This window comes from Lactiplantibacillus sp. C232 (genome assembly GCF_023806725.1).
Lineage (GTDB): Bacteria > Bacillota > Bacilli > Lactobacillales > Lactobacillaceae > Lactiplantibacillus > Lactiplantibacillus plantarum.
In genome coordinates, this window is record NZ_JAMSKZ010000001.1 from 47,611 (window position 1) to 62,885 (window position 15,275).

Consider the following 15,275-nt stretch of genomic DNA (forward strand, 5'->3'; position numbering starts at 1 on the left):
GTAATGCGACACTACCCGCGCTACCTAGTTAGCTGGTCGCGAGTCATTAAGAAGTTTCTGTATTGTTTGCTCGCTAGATTGTGCGCAATAAAAGCGCCAGTCCCCATTATCGGGACTGGCGCTTTTAGCATGATTAATTAAACTGTGGTTGGATTGCGAATCTTGCCTAATTCAGAATCGATTTGAGCCAGCACTGCTTGTTGGTTAGCAGGTTTTTCCAAGTCGTACTGTTGTAAATCAATCTTCATTTTAGGGCTAGCATCGTATTCATCGTACCATTTCCGATAAGCGGTCCACATCTTATAGTAATAAGATTCCAGTTCAGGGTTGTGGTCGAACTGTTCGTAGTCGCGACCACGCTTCTTGATCCGGTAAAGAATCGTATCGAAGTCAGTTTCAGAGTAGACCATCAAGTCTGGTGCCTTCTTAGGCAGTTCAGTCAATTCGGTCATCATATTGTCTAGTAGTTGCAAGTAAACATTCAATTCAGTGTCAGAGATGTTTCCTTCAGCGTTGTTTTCTTTGGTGAAGAGGGCATCTTCATAGATGGAGCGGTCGAGGACGTTGTTATCGTCGGCCAATGCCTTCTTGATCATTGCAAAACGTTTGTTGAGGAAATAGATTTGTAATAGGAACCCGTAATTCTTAGGATCCGAATAATAAAGTGGCAATACGGGGTTGTCGCCAACCGGTTCGTAAAATGCCTTAGTTCCAAGGTGGTCAGCAATTAACCCCGTTAACGTGGTTTTGCCGACCCCAATCATTCCTGCTGTTATTATCACCATGATAGCCCCTCTTTATAAAAAATTGCACAATATATTGTATCTCAAAAAAAGTTTTAATACCATATAGACTTTTAATGAAAAATTTGCTTGGGAGCTATTTTCACTTATTTTTTAGCCTGTTCCTTTAATAAATCACGAATTTCTTCTAGATATTGCGCGGAAACATCGACTTCTTCTTCCTCGGGTTCTTCTGGTTCATTTTTAACCACTTTATTAATAATTTTCACCAGAATGAAAACGACGATGGCGACGATGAAGAAATTAATGATGGCATTTAGAAAGGACCCGTACTTAAAGGTAGCATCACCGATACTGAACTTTAGATTGGATAAATCAACTTTGCCTAAGAAAATCCCAATCAGTGGATTAATTAAGTTGTCTGTCAACGATTTAACAATGGCCGTAAAAGCGGACCCAATAATAACCCCAACGGCCAAATCAATCACGTTACCGCGGGCAATAAATTCCTTGAATTCTTTGATCATGCGACTCGCACTCCTTTATTAATTGACTGTTAACAGTATAGCCAAAATCAAACGCTGACTCAATCAATATACCAATCTAATTTAACCGTAAGCTTGTCCCTAACTAAAGCATACCCATACTAATTTGAGGTGGTATCATGATTAGTTTTGTTTGGATAGTGACTTAATGTTGTTATGAATGATTGTTGTGGTGCATTTGAGACTAGTTAATGGTTTTAGCTGGTTGGGCTGTTGACTGACAAGTTAGGTGACTTAGCGTGTGTGACATCCGGTCAAAATGAGTCTGTGAAAAGCAGTCTCAAGTAATGGGGAAGTCGTTTCAATATTAGTAGGGATTTTCACGAATACTAATAATATGGTAGTAGGTTATGGTGTTGACCAGCGAATCAGAATTAACAGCACCATTTGGGTAAAGTCGTCAACTTAGTTAGCTGCTAAAAACGACTCTCTCTGATATAGAGAAAGTCGTTTTGGCAGTGTTTCGAGATCATAAATCCAAATAACTAATTCGTTTTATTGTCAGATGCTTTAGCTTGAGCCTTTCGCCGAACCAACGTGGCTAACTTACTCTGAGTGGCTTTGACGGCGACGGGGTCTTCAAAGTCAATTTGAGCCAGCCGAGGGTAACGACGGATAAAGAACAACCAGGTCAGAGCAATAAACAGCATTAGAATCAGTGCTAAGACGCCCATCTCAGGAAGAGCAGAATTACCAGTCATCAAGGTCTGCCGCAAGCCGTTGACGCTGTAACTCATTGGTAACCACGGGTGGATTGTTTGGAAAAAGTGACCTGACAGCTGAATTGGATACGTTCCGGCTGAACCACCGAGCTGTAAGACTAGTAGTACCATACTGAAGAAGGCGCCAGCTTTGCCGAAGACAAGGTTAAGCCAAGCGACGATCGTCATGAAGAGTAGCGCCGTTAGCGTGAGTAACAACCAAGTGGCAAACGGATGAATCGGGCTGAGTCCGTTGATTAACATCATCAAGCCGAGCATAATCGTACTTTCCATGATTGAAAAGACGAGCATGATGCTGGCCTTGCTACTCCACCAATCCAGTGCCGATTGCGGGTGTTTGCGTGGGGTATACATATCAAACATCATATTGAGGGCGAGCGCGCCGACAAATAACGAGACACTTAACATATACGGCGCCATACCAGTACCGTTGTTTGGTACATCATCACGGTCCTGGTGAGTTGTAGTGACGGGTTTGGCAACTTGTTGATACGTCAGTTTTGATGGATTGAGATTCCCCTTGCTTGCGGCCGTTCCTAATTTGGTCGCTAATGCTTGGTTACCAGTTTGAATCTTATTACCAGCGGTTGTAACTTGGTTAGCACCCACGGCTAGTTGCTGAGCTCCGGTGGCTAATTGCCCATTGCCACTAGTGAGTTGCTGACTGCCATTAGCGAGTGCAATACCCGTTGTGCCGAGTCGATGTAAGCCAGTGGTGACTTGTTGACTGCCCGTAACTAACTGTGAGATGCCAGTTGTTAAGCTGGGTAGGTTGGTCTGTGCAGATTGAAGACCCGTAGCCACGCGGCTGGCACCTTGTGTTAGCTGGTTGCCCTGGGTGCTGAGTTGACGCGTGCCCGCGGTCAGCTGTTGAGAACCCGCGGCAACTTGCCCCGCACCCGTAGCCAGTTGGTGACTTCTCTGATTGAGCAAGTTGGTGTTAGCATCCAGTGTTTTAAAGCCTTGGGTGAGCTGCTGGCTATTAGTTGTGAGCGTTGTTGTTCCGCTAGCCAAGTTTGTCGCACCAGTAGTGACGGCCCCAATGCCATTAGTGAGATTAGGTAGGACCGTGTTCAGCTGGGTTAGACTAGTCCTCAGTTTGTTAGCCGCGTTACCAGCAGATTGAATACCGGTCGTCAGTGATTGCGCACCGGTAGTGAGTTGGGTGACCGTGGAGACAAGGTCAGCCTGCTGTTGAGTCGTGGCGCTGAGGGCCCTAGTCAAAGCAGTCGTATCTACAGCCGGTTGCGTCGACTGGGCGATGGCCGTGGTTAAACTCGCAAGGGCGGCGTTGATGGCGTCACGGTTAGCGGATTGATCAACCGTTGCCAAAATGGCTGATTTTTGTGCCGCAGTCAAATTTTGACTGTCAGCGGTTGCGGCGACATTGTCGTGAAGCGCCGCACTAGTTTTAATAGCCGATGTCAGCGCACTTAGCGCGGTTTTAACGGACGATAAGTCGGTACCAGCAGCCTGCTTTTTCAGCGCTGCCACGGTTGCGCTAATCGTGGCTTGATTGTTGGTTGGTTGCTTAAGTTGCGTCTGCAATTTTTGCAAGTCGATGGTGAGGGACTGACTGTTCTGACCTAGTGTCTGGATGCCAGTAGTTAGCTGACTTGAGCCGCTCGTTAGGGCCGTCGTTTTAGCCGTTAACTGAGCGGTCTGTGCTTGTAGTTGATTAGCACCTTGACTAAGCTTGTTGGCACCAGTGTTGACCTTGCCGACACCGGCCGCATAAGCGTTTAAACCGGAACTAAGTTGTTGCGTACCAGTCGCCAGTTGAGCGGTACCACTACTGAATTGTTGCGTGCCACTGGCCACCTGATGGGCACCAGTATTGACTTTGACAGTCCCAGTATTCACTCGCTGGGCGCCAGCAACGTATTGATCAACACCTTGATTTAAAGTTTGAACCCCGGTGTTGAGTTGAGCCATGCCAGCAACTAACTGATTACTTTTGACGAGCAGTTGTGTTAGACCGGCAACCACTTTTTGGTTACCCACCTGTAGTTGTGAAATGCCATTAAGATATTGGTTTAAACCGACCGTCAGTGTTTGACTCCCTTGTTTTAGTTTCAGCGAACTAGTTGCGAGGGTGTCCAGGTTGGTGGCGATTTTTTGGTTGGCAGTTTGGAGCTGCTGACCACCGGTGGCTAGCTTTTGATTATTAGTAGCAGCTGTTTTGAGGCCACTGTCAAGTTGTTTGATAGCGGCAAACATCGTTTTGGCATAGCTCGTTGTAATCGTTTGGGCGACGGATGACCGAATCGAAGTGACCGCCGAATCGGCCATCTTGCTAGCGACGAAGTTATGTCCAGCACTTGTATCATAATGTAGCACCATGGCTTGTGGTTGGTGATTGAGTAAGGTGGTCGCGTGGCGCGAAAAATTGGTTGGAATCGTGAGCACCATATAATAGCGGCCATTTTTCAAGCCAGCTTGTGCCTGACTCGCGTTGACTTGTTGAAACTTCAAAGCGCTAGATTTTTTTAAATTCGTTGTTAAATTGCGCCCAACACTGAGATGCTTCCCTTGGTACGTGACTGGCTGATCATGATTGACGACGGCTACAGGTAAATTATTTAACCGACCGTATGGATCCCACATTGATCGTAAAAATGTCACGGCATAAATTGATGGAATGAACATAATGATTGCCATGACGATAATCATTAGTTTGTGTTTGCGCATATACGCCCATTCTGCTTTAATCATCTTTGCTTGCGCTCCCTTAATTGTCTATTTTGTATGAAACCCCGTGTGTGCATTAAAGAGGATAACAGGTTTCAGAAATAGCACCACATCATCAAGACAGCATGTGGGGTTTAAACCCCATTTTGAGTGCAAGTGGGGTTTAAAATTAAGGGTAAGTTATGATTTTAAAAATATTATGGGTATACATAGCATGAATTGAGCTGTCATCAATTATGATAAAAATGTGTCGTTAGGTTACTGGTCATCAGCAAATGCGCGTCTTACGCGCACCTTCTAGGCTGGGTGGCCATTGCTATAACATAGCCAACGTCGATTCGGCTGCGGGATTGTCCGAACGTGGAAAAGAAGCCCCTTACCATGATATTTCAAAGTAAGGGGCTTGGTATGAGATAAGCAGTTAAGATTTCCAGACAATTAGTTCATCTGGTTTGAAGTAGAGTTGTTGGCTAACACCAAACCGAACTAAGTATTGATCTTTAGCTGCGTAGTAGGCAATGATCGTTCCCACAATTTCCAAATATGGTTTTGGTAACTTGACGGTTGTTCCGATTTTTAAAGTTGACATGATTGAAAACCTCCTAAATTTTAGTCATTATCAAGGCCGTGACGACGGTAGGCATAGAAGAAGATGCCACAGGTAATCACGAGCCATCCGAGTTGCGTCAGTACCTCACGAAGCGTCCATGAAAAACCATTAGTGGCATATGAGGCGGTAATATAGTGATTAATCGTGCTGGTATAAAGATAGCTACTAATGGTTTTAAGGGTGGTATTGAACTGTTCGAAATTCGGTATCAGGCTTAAAATCAGCATCATTGGAATACTGTAGACGCCTGCTTGAGTTTGACTATTAGCAATCAGACCAATAATGTATCCGAGCACGAGACTCGTTAAACTAGTGATAATAGTAATCAATAAAAAGTTTCCTAAGTGAATTTGCGACCAACTGGCGCCGCTTAGGGGGACCAGTATCAAATTGGTTACAGTCATAATAGCTAGTGGTGGCAATAAACTACCGATAAAAAATTCGGGCCCGGTAATGGAAGAGGTCATTAGGACACGTAACGTATGGTGTTCTTTTTCTTCGGCTAAGGGATAACTCGTCATCATGATGCCACCCATAACGATATTAAAGCATAGTCCCATTCCCAGTAATAGGGAAATCAGGGCGACGTGTGATGGTGCTTTACTTTGCATAATACTCTTCATGAAAACGACGTACAAAATGGCCATGATTGGGGCAGTCATTAGACTCATATTTGAAATGATCAGTCTTAATTTAAGACCGAATAAGGCTTTTATTTTGGTTACTGATAAACTCATTTTAGGCTCCTTCCAGTTACGGTTAAAAAGACATCTTCAAGGGTCGGCTCGCACGAGTGAATCGTCTCAAGTTGCCCAGAAAGCATCCACTGATTAATCTGATAGGTCGTCTCAGGAGATGCTGGGAGTAACAAATCTTGCGCTGCCGATGCAATGTGGACGCGATACTGCTGGTCGCGATTATATTTTAATTGCAATGCTTGTGGGGCTGCACATTCTGCGATGCGGCCAGCGTTGAGTAAGGCGACACGATTGCAGAGACGAGTGGCTTCCAGCATATCATGAGTCGTTAGCAGAATCGCTGTACCCTGGTCGCGTAATTCCCTAATCAGTGCGTGAATTGCTTGGGTCGTGCGGGGATCTAAACCACTGGTTGGCTCATCGAGGAACAAGACTTGCGGTTGGTGAAGAATTGCTCGGGCCAGAACTAGCCGTTGACGCATACCTTGAGATAACTTACCAGCGAGTTTTTTCTTATGTTGACTGAGACCAACTCGTTCAAGTAACTTATCAACACGTGCAACCGGGACACCAAACATTTTCGCGAAGAATAGTAGGTTTTGGTATACCGATAATTTGTCGTAAAGCCCACTTTGATGCGTGACGATGCCGATTTTTTCATAGCGGTGTTCGTCGTATGCTTGGACAGACTGACCCAGGACGTAGGCTTCACCGTTCGTTGGTAATAATTGTCCGGTTAGAATTTTAATGGTGGTTGTTTTTCCCGATCCCGAGGGACCTAAAAAGCCAAAAATTTCACCTGGTTGGACGGTAAAACTAACTTGGTCCAGCGCGGTCGTATTTTGAAATGATTTGGCAATGTTAATCACTTCGATTGCATTTTTTATTGTCATCGTTGATCGCTGACTCCTTTAAATTTGATTTGGAAGCGTAGTGGCTTCTACAAAATCTAGTTTACTGGAACAATCGTCGAATGTGATTAAATCAAGGTGTAATGGGGCATATTGGGGCCGAATGGTGCATTATTTAGGCTGAATGGTGTCCTAAAAATTGATCAAAGCTTTTAAATCAGTGAGTTTACCGCGAGAGAGGGGCAGTTTACTTTTGTTTTTCAAGATTAACGTGTAACTATTTCGGGAGTAACTGATTAGTTCCGCGATTTGTTGTAAATTAACCAAGTAAGAACGATGACAGCGGAAGAAGCCGAGCGTCGTCAATTGTTGTTCTAATTCGCTCATTGTTTGCGATGACGTGAATTGTTCGCCACTGACGTTCAGTTGACTGACCCCGTTGACACTTTCAATAAAATCGATCTCGTTGGGGCTGAAAAAGACTGTTTTATCTTCAACCTTACTTGCAATTTTAAAAATTGGTCTAGGTGTATCTTCTGAAGTGTGTGCGGAATCGGAACTGCTTTCGGTCGCCAAATCAGTCAACTCGAGGCCCTGGTTTGGTCGATAGCGGAAGATAGTCGTACTGGTTAGGACAAGTTCTTCTAATGAGTAGGAGGTCAGCAGTACGGTGACGCCGTGTTCGCGAGTATAGGCTAAGGCTGCTAAGTACAGCTCAATGCCAGCGTTGGTCAAGTTGGTCAGGGGACTTTCAATTAGTAACAAGTCCGGTTGTAGGATGAACGCCCGCAGTAAGGCCAGACGTTGTTGTTGATCAAAGGATAAGTGCTTGATCTTAGTATGGGCGACGTCTTTGAGTGCGAAATACTGCAAAATGTCATCCAGGTCCGTCTCAAAGGTGCTGATGTGTTGAAAGGTCTTCAAATAAGTCGAGACTGTTAATTGCGGATAAAAGCCGTCATCATGAAAGATGGCTTGGATACGTGCGGGAGTGAGGCCAGTCATCACGCCACTAGTTTGGGGTGTCGTTTGGCGTAATAGGTTAAAGAGGGTCGTTGCCTCAACGTGGCTCATCTGAATGCCGATGTTACTTTGCGCTGGAATGGTGAGTGTGAAATCTTTTAAAATCGTTTGGTGTGCTTGTTGTTTAAAGATGTTGCTTAACTGAATTGTTTGCATGGTGAGAACCTCGTTGTTTTTAGTGTCTGAGTGAGGTGGTTAGAAAAAGGCCATATCACTCAAACAAATTGGCAAATCTGATGTAGACAGTAACAATATACCATATCGAAGTAGGCAGTTGTGGTTTGTCCTGATTAAGACCGTTATGTCAAAATGACAGCTGACATGATGCAAAATACCGCAATAAAAACAGGACAATGGACGGCCGGCATTCGTATGGCGGGTCAATATCCTGTTTTTTAAAATTAATGTTTGATGATTGAATGACTAACGAGATTGATCAAGTGGTCATAAAACACTTGGTCAATTGATAATAATAGCAATATCAGAAATGACCAGCCAAACGGTATCTGTGGGCGATTATAAGCAATTACTGGCATCACTTGATGCCAACCTAACGTTAGCCCATGTGGATGAAACTTCCTAATATAATCAGCCACAAGCTGATTAGGGCCCATTGCGATTCTTGCCGCATGTTTATGCGCCTCCATAACAATTAAGTATGGCACAGCGATTAGTGCTTGACCAATTGATTCCAGAAGCAGGCAAAGTCATCAGTTGTGACTGAACCGCCAAGCTAGAATTTGTTTTTGAATTTCAACCAATTTAGATAGTGATCATGGGCTTTTTTCAGTTGTCGGTAGCGCCGGGGTTGTTTGCGGTAAAAATCCTGATGATAATTTTCTGCTGGCCAAAATTGCTGTAAGGGCTCAATGGCCACGACAATTGGTTTTTGATAACGTTGCGAGTCCACAAGCGCTTGTTTGGATGCTTGCGCAATGGTCAATTGATGTTGATTAGCATAAAAAATGACTGGCCGGTATTGGCTACCGCGATCATTGATTTGTCCAAAGCGGTCGGTCGGATCAATTAGTTGCCAATAAATATCGACAAGATTTTGATACGAGATTTTACGGGAATCGTATCTGATTTCCACGGCTTCAACGTGCCCCGTATATTGACCAATAACTTGTTCATAGGTCGGTTGGGCCCACGAACCACCGGTATAACCAGAAATCACATTATTAATACCGGGACGCTGATCAAAGGGCTCAACCATGCACCAAAAGCACCCACCAGCAAAGACTGCCCGTTCTTCATAAGGCGAACTAAGGGGTGGGTAAGCCGATACATTGTTTTTAGTCGGCATGGGTGCGTTGCCAGTGATGGCAAGATAAAAGTCCATAACATCCGGGGTCAAGTTATTCCGCATAGCTAATGGTCGCAAATCAGCTTCGAGCTGTTTTAGTTGCCCAGTCGGCGATAGCTGTTGCCGATTATTCTTGGCCTGGACTAGTAAATGGCGTTCCCAGTCACGCGTCGCCGGGTTGATGATTAAATTGTATAAGTCGCGCATTAAGGCTTCAGGTTTTGTTTTCATGGTGTCTCCTTAACTGGCTTATTTGCCGAGTATTAGCACGTACTTGCATTTTGACTGATTTGATTTTAGCACGGTGCTTTGGTAGCACATAATGTTATGATTTGTTTTCTATCACCCTGTCGTAAGCTACTCTAACAAGAAATGCAACCAGATGATATTGATGTGATCGTTAGTTGCATCATAGTTATAAGCACCGTTTGGCTGACGTCAAAAATGGCGGCTATTATTGTGGGTATTATTCACCCAAGTCCAATTTGATTGGAAAAGCTTGCTATGAAGTATGGTTGATAGTTTATAATGAATCGCATGCGAAAAAAGGAGGAACTAAAATTGGATGATGAAGTCGCCAAATATACAACCCAAGAGATTTCAGTATTAGTTGGAATGAGTGTCTCTCAGGTCCATTACTATGATCGCCTGGGGATCGCCTGGGCCTAATTCCTAATCTAAGACGATCTGAGAATGGGTATCGTGTTTTTACGGAAAAGAATCTGATTTGGATGAAAAATTTGAAGATTTTTATTGATTCCGAAATGCCGTTGAAGGATATTCGTCAACTAACTGATTTAGTTGTTCAAGGCAAGCAAGCAACAGCGGAAAAGCGTCAAGCGATTGTTGAACATCATCTGAAAGAATTAGAGAAAAAACAGGCTGAACTTAAGAAACAGGTCGCATTCATGAACGGGTTTATTAAAACATATCAGCAAATGGAAAAGGAGTCCGATGAACGATGAATACAGTTTTAGTTATTGGTGCAACTTCGCCAACTGCCCAGGCCTTCATTAAATTAATGGAACGTGATTATCCAGAAATGACTTTAAAATTATTTGTTCGTAATCGCAAAAAGGTCCCGGCCTATCAGAAACGAGAACATGTTATTTTTCTGGGAGATGCAGCGAAATATACTGATTATGTAGCGGCACTCGAGGATGTCGATTATATTTATGATTCCGTTGGTGGGCTGAGCACTGGTCCGTACGTTAAGTTATTGTTACGTGCAATTAAGGAAACACAGGCAACAATTAAACGAATAGTCGATATTTCGGCAGGTGGTATTTACGGTGAATATTTGTCTGGTAATTTACCTTATTTATCGGCTGTTCGCACGCAACATCCTCAGTATACCCATGATCAGTTAGACAAACCGTTGTTATTTGCAAATAGTGGTATTCCCTTTACAATCTTTAGACCAGGATTAATTCAGAATGGACCCGAAACAAAAATTATTACGCACGGTCCTGAATTTAGAGCGATACCGGAGTCTGAATTTGCAATTAATCGAGATACGTTTGCTAGGGCAGCAGCCAATGCCTTATTTAATGATGACTACCACAATCAAAGTGTTGCTATTTCTAATGGTGAACTATTATAGAGGAGAAACTTTTGTATGAAGCGTTTAGTTGGAACTCTGTGCGGTATTATTAGTGCCGCTTTATTTGGGCTAGGTGGAATACTAGCACAGCCTTTGTTAAGTGAGCAAGTTCTGACTCCGCAACAGATTGTATTGTTACGGCTGTTAATCGGTGGGGCAATGTTGTTGCTATATCGTAACTTGTTTTTCAAGCAGGCTAGAAAAAGCACGAAAAAGATTTGGACACATTGGCGAATTTTAACACGAATTATGATATACGGCATCGCCGGCTTGTGCACGGCACAAATTGCCTTTTTTTCTGCGATTAATTACAGTAATGCAGCAGTTGCAACTGTCTTTCAGTCCACTAGTCCGTTTATTCTGCTTGTATTTACCGCGCTGAAAGCGAAAAGACTTCCCAGTTTATTAGCAGGAATGAGCTTAATAAGCGCATTGATGGGAATCTGGCTTATTGTTGAATCCGGATTTAAGACCGGATTAATAAAACCGGAAGCAATTATTTTTGGCCTGATTGCGGCTATCGGGGTTATCTTATACACCAAACTACCTGTTCCATTGTTAAACCAAATTGCCGCAGTGGATATTTTGGGATGGGCACTAGTTATTGGCGGTGTGATAGCGTTGATTCACACACCGTTACCAAATTTAGTTAGATTTTCAAAAATGCAGCTTTTAGCGGTTCTTATCATTGTTATTCTAGCCACCGTTGTTGCGTATGATCTTTATTTAGAAAGTTTAAAGCTAATAGACGGGTTTCTGGCAACTATGACTGGACTATTTGAACCAATCAGTTCCGTACTTTTTGGCATGTTATTCTTGCACCAAATCTTGGTTCCTCAGGCCTTGGTTGGTATTATATTGGTTGTGGGTGCAATTATGATACTGAATTTACCTCACCATATCACGGCACCTGTTCCCAGCAAACCCTGTCAATGTACGATGTCTAATCAGTAGGGAATGATAAGCAATCAATAATATCAAAAGTACTGGCTTTAACAACATATTGAAGAAATACTGCCAATTAAAACGTCGATACTGCGATTACCTTTTCGTAATCATATAAAGCTATTGTTTTTTGAAAGTTGGGTCATTGAGCACAGTAATTGACTGTTTCAGTTTTAGAAATTGATTCTTAGCAGGTCGCATTTTTGAAATGTCTTAACAAACGACTAAGTTAAATTTCACAAATGGCTGTAGCACCTATAATTGCACGCTGTGCTAAAAATTGCGCGTATGTATGGATAAACATTGAGATTTCAACGCAAAAATAAAGCGGTTGCATTTCCGCACGTCTTTCGCTAGAGTGGAATAGTAAACCTAAAATGACCAAGTTTCAGATGGTCAAGCGGATGAGAGGGAACTTTAATATGTATAAAATGATTGTTTGTGACTTGGATGAGACCCTGATGAATGACGATGGTACGTTGTCAGAAAAGAATGCGGCGGCAATTCAAGCTGCGGCGGCTAAGGGTGTTTATTTTGTGCCGAATTCTGGTCGTAGTTATACCTCGTTTCAGAACGATTTGGAGACGATGGGGTTGCGGGACCAACCACATCAATATTCGATTTCTTATAATGGTGGTTTGATTTTAGAGAATAAGGATAATCGGCCATTGGCGGTGAATGCCATGCCATATGAGGTTGCTAAAGGGGTGTTTGAAGCGGGAATTGCGAATCAGCAGGCGGCGACGCATGTGTACACGCAGGATACGTTATATATTTACAATCCGGTTCCAAGTGATTCAGATTATCTACAAAACCGGGGCGTGACGTTCACAACTATGACGACGCCGGACTTTGAACAATTCAAAACGATGAACGTCATGAAGATTATTATGGCCTTGCCAACGATGACTGACCGCAAGCAAATGCGCGCAGACGTTGAAGCTATTGTTGATCCAAGCAAATTAGCCGTCACTTATTCGTCCGACCGTTACGTTGAGTTTAATCCGGCTGGCGTTGACAAGGGGACCGCAGCGGTTCAATTAGGAAAGCTACTGGGAATTACGGCGGATGAAATTATTGCAGCTGGCGATAACAGCAATGATCTCCCCATGCTGAAGGCGGTCGGACTGCCTGTGAGTGTCGCCAATGGTATCGATGCAGTCAAGGCCGCAGCTAAGTACGTGACGGTCGCTGATAACAACCATGACGCGTTAGCAGAGGTTATTAACAAGTTTATTTTATAGTACAAATTTTATTTAGAAAATGAAAGTTGCCATTTGGCGTTCAACTTTTACAAGTGGTATCATGATAATTGAAAATGTGGTAGTATGAAATAAATTATTTGTTACAAATTACTGAATGGGGGAACACGCATGAGTGCGATTCGCGACGATTTAGCTAAAGCGATTAAGAATACCAACCTCGTTGAAATCTATTCCAAGGGAACCAATGAGCAATTTAGTGTTGGCTATGTGATTCAGCAGGATGAGAAGTTTGTGCTGGTCCAAGCCGTTAATGTCGATGGTGAACTAGATGGGTTAGTGGTCTTTCGTAAGGCATCGTTAGCCCGCGTAATTAGTGACACTGATTATTTGAAGAGCATGGCGACGATCATTGCGCTGGCTAAGCAACGGGGCTATTATGATGTTTGGAACACTGAACGATTGATGAATAAGCTGCTGAAGAAGCAGAATAAGACTAAACATTCGCTCTTAAAAACATTGTTGAAGCAAGCTTTTCACCACGATCAAGTGATTCAGCTATCTGGTCGAATCAAAAAACATGGTGACAGCTATGCTGGCTTTATTCATAGTGAACATAAGAAATATATTGAATTTAATTACGTTGATATGTTCGATCTTGCAAAGCGCCCACAAATTGCTATTCGCTACGCTGAAATTGATGAGGCCAGTTTCCATAGTTTTGAAACCTTTAATACAACCGCGGTTATCGAGAGTTTTATGCCGGGTGATTTTCACTAATAATGATCTGTGAGCGGCACCGTTAATGAACGGGGGTCGCTTTTTTTATACCGTCGATCATGTGTGTCTTTTAAGACAATAAAGGCGTGTATAGCAAGCTTTGGAGACGGTTACGGGTATTAATTGGTCAGTCAGCGATTTGGTAAAGATTGTTAAGTTTTTATCGCACAAATATACAAACTGGCCGTATTTCGCTACAATGGTAGTATTGAGCATCATGCGGGGAGGGGAGCAGTTATCGTTTACGTCTATTGGTATATTGCAGCTTTTGACCATTGGTACTCGGTCATGTTGGTTTTTTTACTGCAGATATTAATCAATCGTGAGCTTCGACAGAAGCGAGTCTATGCGACCGTTGCGGTTATGACCGTACTTCTAACTGTGATCTACATGTTGTATGACGACTATTCGGATATCATCACGTTCATTGTGAACATGGGGTTACTGGCGTTTGTACGGCGCAAAAAGTACTTTATTGTGACGAGTCTAACGGCCACACTCGCCTACATTCTTTTTAGTTTCTTTGGCAATTATGCGACGGAGTCGATTTTTCACTTATTCAACCTGGGTTTGAATGACTGGAGTGGCTGGCTATTTGAAGCCATCGGTGAAACAATCGTCACAGCTTGTATGTTGGCAGTCGCCGCTAGTTTCAAGGTCTTAAAGAAGCGTTATCCGCGGCAATTTGTAGACGGTCTAACGTTGAACGTGATTGTCAGTGCTTTAGCCGTAGTCGCGGTCGCGTTTTTCACCATCACGACTGCAGCGGACAATTATAATATTGGCTCAGGATTTTTGGGGATTCTAATGTTGATTCTAGTGGCTATCTTGCTGATCAACGCCGGAACGTTTCTTTACCTGTTCTATAGTTATACATTGCGGGTTCAAAATAACCGGCAAGCTTTGGAACGGCAACAATATGATATTTATGTCAAAAACTTGGAAAATAGTTATCAAAATTTACGTAAGTTTCGCCATGATTATCAAAACATCTTACTGTCCTTGGGTGAGTATATTCAGACAGCTGATGATCCTGAATTACAACAATATTTTCGTCAAGTTGTAACCAAGTCTAAGCAAAGCCTAAATCGTGATTTTGGACACTTTGACAATTTAGAACAAATCAAGGACAAACCATTGAAAGCCATTATTCAGAGTAAGTTTTCCGTTGCGCGCCAAGCTGGAATTCAAGTACGCTTGGAAGCCAACGACCCGATTGCGGCAATTGCAATTGATTCAGTGACGTTATCACGGGTGAGTGGCATCTTGTTAGACAATGCCATCGAAGCGGTGAAGGGTCAGAGTGGTGGTCAGATTGCGGTCGCACTTGTTAAGTATCCCCGCATGGTGGAGTTGATTTTTGCCAATTCATTGAATCATCCGATTGAGCGCCTGGATGAGCTGATGGTTGCTGGGCATACTTCGAAAGGTGCTGGTCATGGGCAAGGGTTAGCAACCGTTCGTGAGTTGTTAGATCCATTAGCTAACGTGACTTATGAAGTGAGCTCCCATCAACGATTCGAATTTATTATTAGTATTGAAAGTGAGTGAGCAGC

At 43.2% G+C, this 15,275-nt stretch carries 16 protein-coding genes and 1 pseudogene; 8 read left to right on the top strand and 9 right to left on the bottom strand.

Going from position 1 to position 15,275, the window contains the following annotated elements; all coding sequences use genetic code 11:
• Nucleotides 1-137: 137 nt before the first annotated feature.
• The 9 genes from MZO41_RS00220 to msrA form a co-directional block, all read right to left on the bottom strand.
• Nucleotides 138-785 carry a deoxynucleoside kinase gene (locus MZO41_RS00220; RefSeq protein WP_003643169.1) on the bottom strand — a complete coding sequence of 216 codons (648 nt, stop codon included), beginning with the start codon at nucleotides 783-785 and terminating at the stop codon, nucleotides 138-140.
• 104 nt (nucleotides 786-889) lie between these two features.
• Nucleotides 890-1,270, bottom strand: coding sequence for a large-conductance mechanosensitive channel protein MscL (mscL, locus tag MZO41_RS00225; RefSeq protein WP_003643168.1), 381 nt, complete (start codon nucleotides 1,268-1,270; stop codon nucleotides 890-892).
• A gap of 503 nt (nucleotides 1,271-1,773) precedes the next feature.
• Nucleotides 1,774-4,725, bottom strand: a complete 2,952-nt coding sequence (locus MZO41_RS00230) for a YhgE/Pip domain-containing protein (RefSeq protein ID WP_013355440.1) — start codon at nucleotides 4,723-4,725, stop codon at nucleotides 1,774-1,776.
• 397 nt (nucleotides 4,726-5,122) lie between these two features.
• Nucleotides 5,123-5,290, bottom strand: coding sequence for a hypothetical protein (locus tag MZO41_RS00235; protein ID WP_011101358.1), 168 nt, complete (start codon nucleotides 5,288-5,290; stop codon nucleotides 5,123-5,125).
• Between the two features lie 20 nt (nucleotides 5,291-5,310).
• Entirely contained in the window at nucleotides 5,311-6,048 is a 738-nt protein-coding gene (locus MZO41_RS00240) for an ABC transporter permease (RefSeq protein ID WP_011101359.1), read from the bottom strand.
• Entirely contained in the window at nucleotides 6,045-6,902 is an 858-nt protein-coding gene (locus MZO41_RS00245) for an ABC transporter ATP-binding protein (protein WP_003643164.1), read from the bottom strand. The genes MZO41_RS00240 and MZO41_RS00245 overlap by 4 nt, the downstream gene beginning before the upstream one ends.
• Nucleotides 6,903-7,052: 150 nt before the next feature.
• A complete protein-coding gene (locus MZO41_RS00250; protein WP_003643163.1) occupies nucleotides 7,053-8,039 on the bottom strand; it encodes a LytTR family transcriptional regulator DNA-binding domain-containing protein in 987 nt (328 codons plus the stop codon).
• Nucleotides 8,040-8,284: 245 nt separating this feature from the next.
• Nucleotides 8,285-8,530 carry a hypothetical protein gene (locus tag MZO41_RS00255; protein WP_236251431.1) on the bottom strand — a complete coding sequence of 82 codons (246 nt, stop codon included), beginning with the start codon at nucleotides 8,528-8,530 and terminating at the stop codon, nucleotides 8,285-8,287.
• Nucleotides 8,531-8,616: 86 nt separating this feature from the next.
• Nucleotides 8,617-9,420: a peptide-methionine (S)-S-oxide reductase MsrA gene (gene msrA / locus MZO41_RS00260; RefSeq protein WP_013355442.1), complete on the bottom strand. Its 804-nt coding sequence runs from the start codon at nucleotides 9,418-9,420 to the stop codon at nucleotides 8,617-8,619.
• A gap of 306 nt (nucleotides 9,421-9,726) precedes the next feature.
• Between msrA and MZO41_RS16735 the strand changes: the two genes are divergently transcribed.
• The 8 genes and pseudogenes from MZO41_RS16735 (at nucleotide 9,727) to MZO41_RS00290 (ending at nucleotide 15,270) form a co-directional block, all read left to right on the top strand.
• Nucleotides 9,727-9,858 carry a MerR family transcriptional regulator gene (locus tag MZO41_RS16735; protein ID WP_262340759.1) on the top strand — a complete coding sequence of 44 codons (132 nt, stop codon included), beginning with the start codon at nucleotides 9,727-9,729 and terminating at the stop codon, nucleotides 9,856-9,858.
• Nucleotides 9,858-9,923 (top strand): annotated as a pseudogene (locus MZO41_RS16950) (MerR family transcriptional regulator); the annotation flags it as partial. The gene MZO41_RS16735 and the pseudogene MZO41_RS16950, both read left to right, overlap by 1 nt.
• A gap of 6 nt (nucleotides 9,924-9,929) precedes the next feature.
• Nucleotides 9,930-10,154 (top strand): MerR family DNA-binding protein, encoded by a 225-nt coding sequence (locus MZO41_RS00265; protein WP_243463912.1) that lies wholly within the window; start codon nucleotides 9,930-9,932, stop codon nucleotides 10,152-10,154.
• On the top strand, nucleotides 10,151-10,792 hold the full coding sequence (locus MZO41_RS00270; protein WP_003643159.1) for an NAD(P)-dependent oxidoreductase: 642 nt from the start codon (nucleotides 10,151-10,153) through the stop codon (nucleotides 10,790-10,792). The genes MZO41_RS00265 and MZO41_RS00270 overlap by 4 nt, the downstream gene beginning before the upstream one ends.
• Before the next feature lie 15 nt (nucleotides 10,793-10,807).
• Nucleotides 10,808-11,746, top strand: coding sequence for an EamA family transporter (locus tag MZO41_RS00275; protein WP_013355444.1), 939 nt, complete (start codon nucleotides 10,808-10,810; stop codon nucleotides 11,744-11,746).
• A 413-nt stretch (nucleotides 11,747-12,159) separates the two neighbouring features.
• Nucleotides 12,160-12,981 carry a Cof-type HAD-IIB family hydrolase gene (locus MZO41_RS00280; protein WP_003644247.1) on the top strand — a complete coding sequence of 274 codons (822 nt, stop codon included), beginning with the start codon at nucleotides 12,160-12,162 and terminating at the stop codon, nucleotides 12,979-12,981.
• A 129-nt stretch (nucleotides 12,982-13,110) separates the two neighbouring features.
• Nucleotides 13,111-13,719, top strand: coding sequence for a hypothetical protein (locus MZO41_RS00285; RefSeq protein WP_003643156.1), 609 nt, complete (start codon nucleotides 13,111-13,113; stop codon nucleotides 13,717-13,719).
• Nucleotides 13,720-14,007: 288 nt separating this feature from the next.
• Nucleotides 14,008-15,270, top strand: coding sequence for a sensor histidine kinase (locus tag MZO41_RS00290; RefSeq protein WP_003643155.1), 1,263 nt, complete (start codon nucleotides 14,008-14,010; stop codon nucleotides 15,268-15,270).
• Nucleotides 15,271-15,275: the final 5 nt, after the last annotated feature.

Bases quoted from the DNA above. Each gene is read 5' to 3' on its own strand.
- MZO41_RS00220 (WP_003643169.1), bottom strand. From the start codon at position 785: ATGGTGATAATAACAGCAGGAATGATTGGGGTCGGCAAAACCACGTTA.
- mscL (WP_003643168.1), bottom strand. From the start codon at position 1,270: ATGATCAAAGAATTCAAGGAATTTATTGCCCGCGGTAACGTGATTGAT.
- MZO41_RS00230 (WP_013355440.1), bottom strand. From the start codon at position 4,725: ATGATTAAAGCAGAATGGGCGTATATGCGCAAACACAAACTAATGATT.
- MZO41_RS00235 (WP_011101358.1), bottom strand. From the start codon at position 5,290: ATGTCAACTTTAAAAATCGGAACAACCGTCAAGTTACCAAAACCATAT.
- MZO41_RS00240 (WP_011101359.1), bottom strand. From the start codon at position 6,048: ATGAGTTTATCAGTAACCAAAATAAAAGCCTTATTCGGTCTTAAATTA.
- MZO41_RS00245 (WP_003643164.1), bottom strand. From the start codon at position 6,902: ATGACAATAAAAAATGCAATCGAAGTGATTAACATTGCCAAATCATTT.
- MZO41_RS00250 (WP_003643163.1), bottom strand. From the start codon at position 8,039: ATGCAAACAATTCAGTTAAGCAACATCTTTAAACAACAAGCACACCAA.
- MZO41_RS00255 (WP_236251431.1), bottom strand. From the start codon at position 8,530: ATGGAGGCGCATAAACATGCGGCAAGAATCGCAATGGGCCCTAATCAG.
- msrA (WP_013355442.1), bottom strand. From the start codon at position 9,420: ATGAAAACAAAACCTGAAGCCTTAATGCGCGACTTATACAATTTAATC.
- MZO41_RS16735 (WP_262340759.1), top strand. From the start codon at position 9,727: ATGCGAAAAAAGGAGGAACTAAAATTGGATGATGAAGTCGCCAAATAT.
- MZO41_RS00270 (WP_003643159.1), top strand. From the start codon at position 10,151: ATGAATACAGTTTTAGTTATTGGTGCAACTTCGCCAACTGCCCAGGCC.
- MZO41_RS00275 (WP_013355444.1), top strand. From the start codon at position 10,808: ATGAAGCGTTTAGTTGGAACTCTGTGCGGTATTATTAGTGCCGCTTTA.
- MZO41_RS00280 (WP_003644247.1), top strand. From the start codon at position 12,160: ATGTATAAAATGATTGTTTGTGACTTGGATGAGACCCTGATGAATGAC.
- MZO41_RS00285 (WP_003643156.1), top strand. From the start codon at position 13,111: ATGAGTGCGATTCGCGACGATTTAGCTAAAGCGATTAAGAATACCAAC.
- MZO41_RS00290 (WP_003643155.1), top strand. From the start codon at position 14,008: ATGTTGGTTTTTTTACTGCAGATATTAATCAATCGTGAGCTTCGACAG.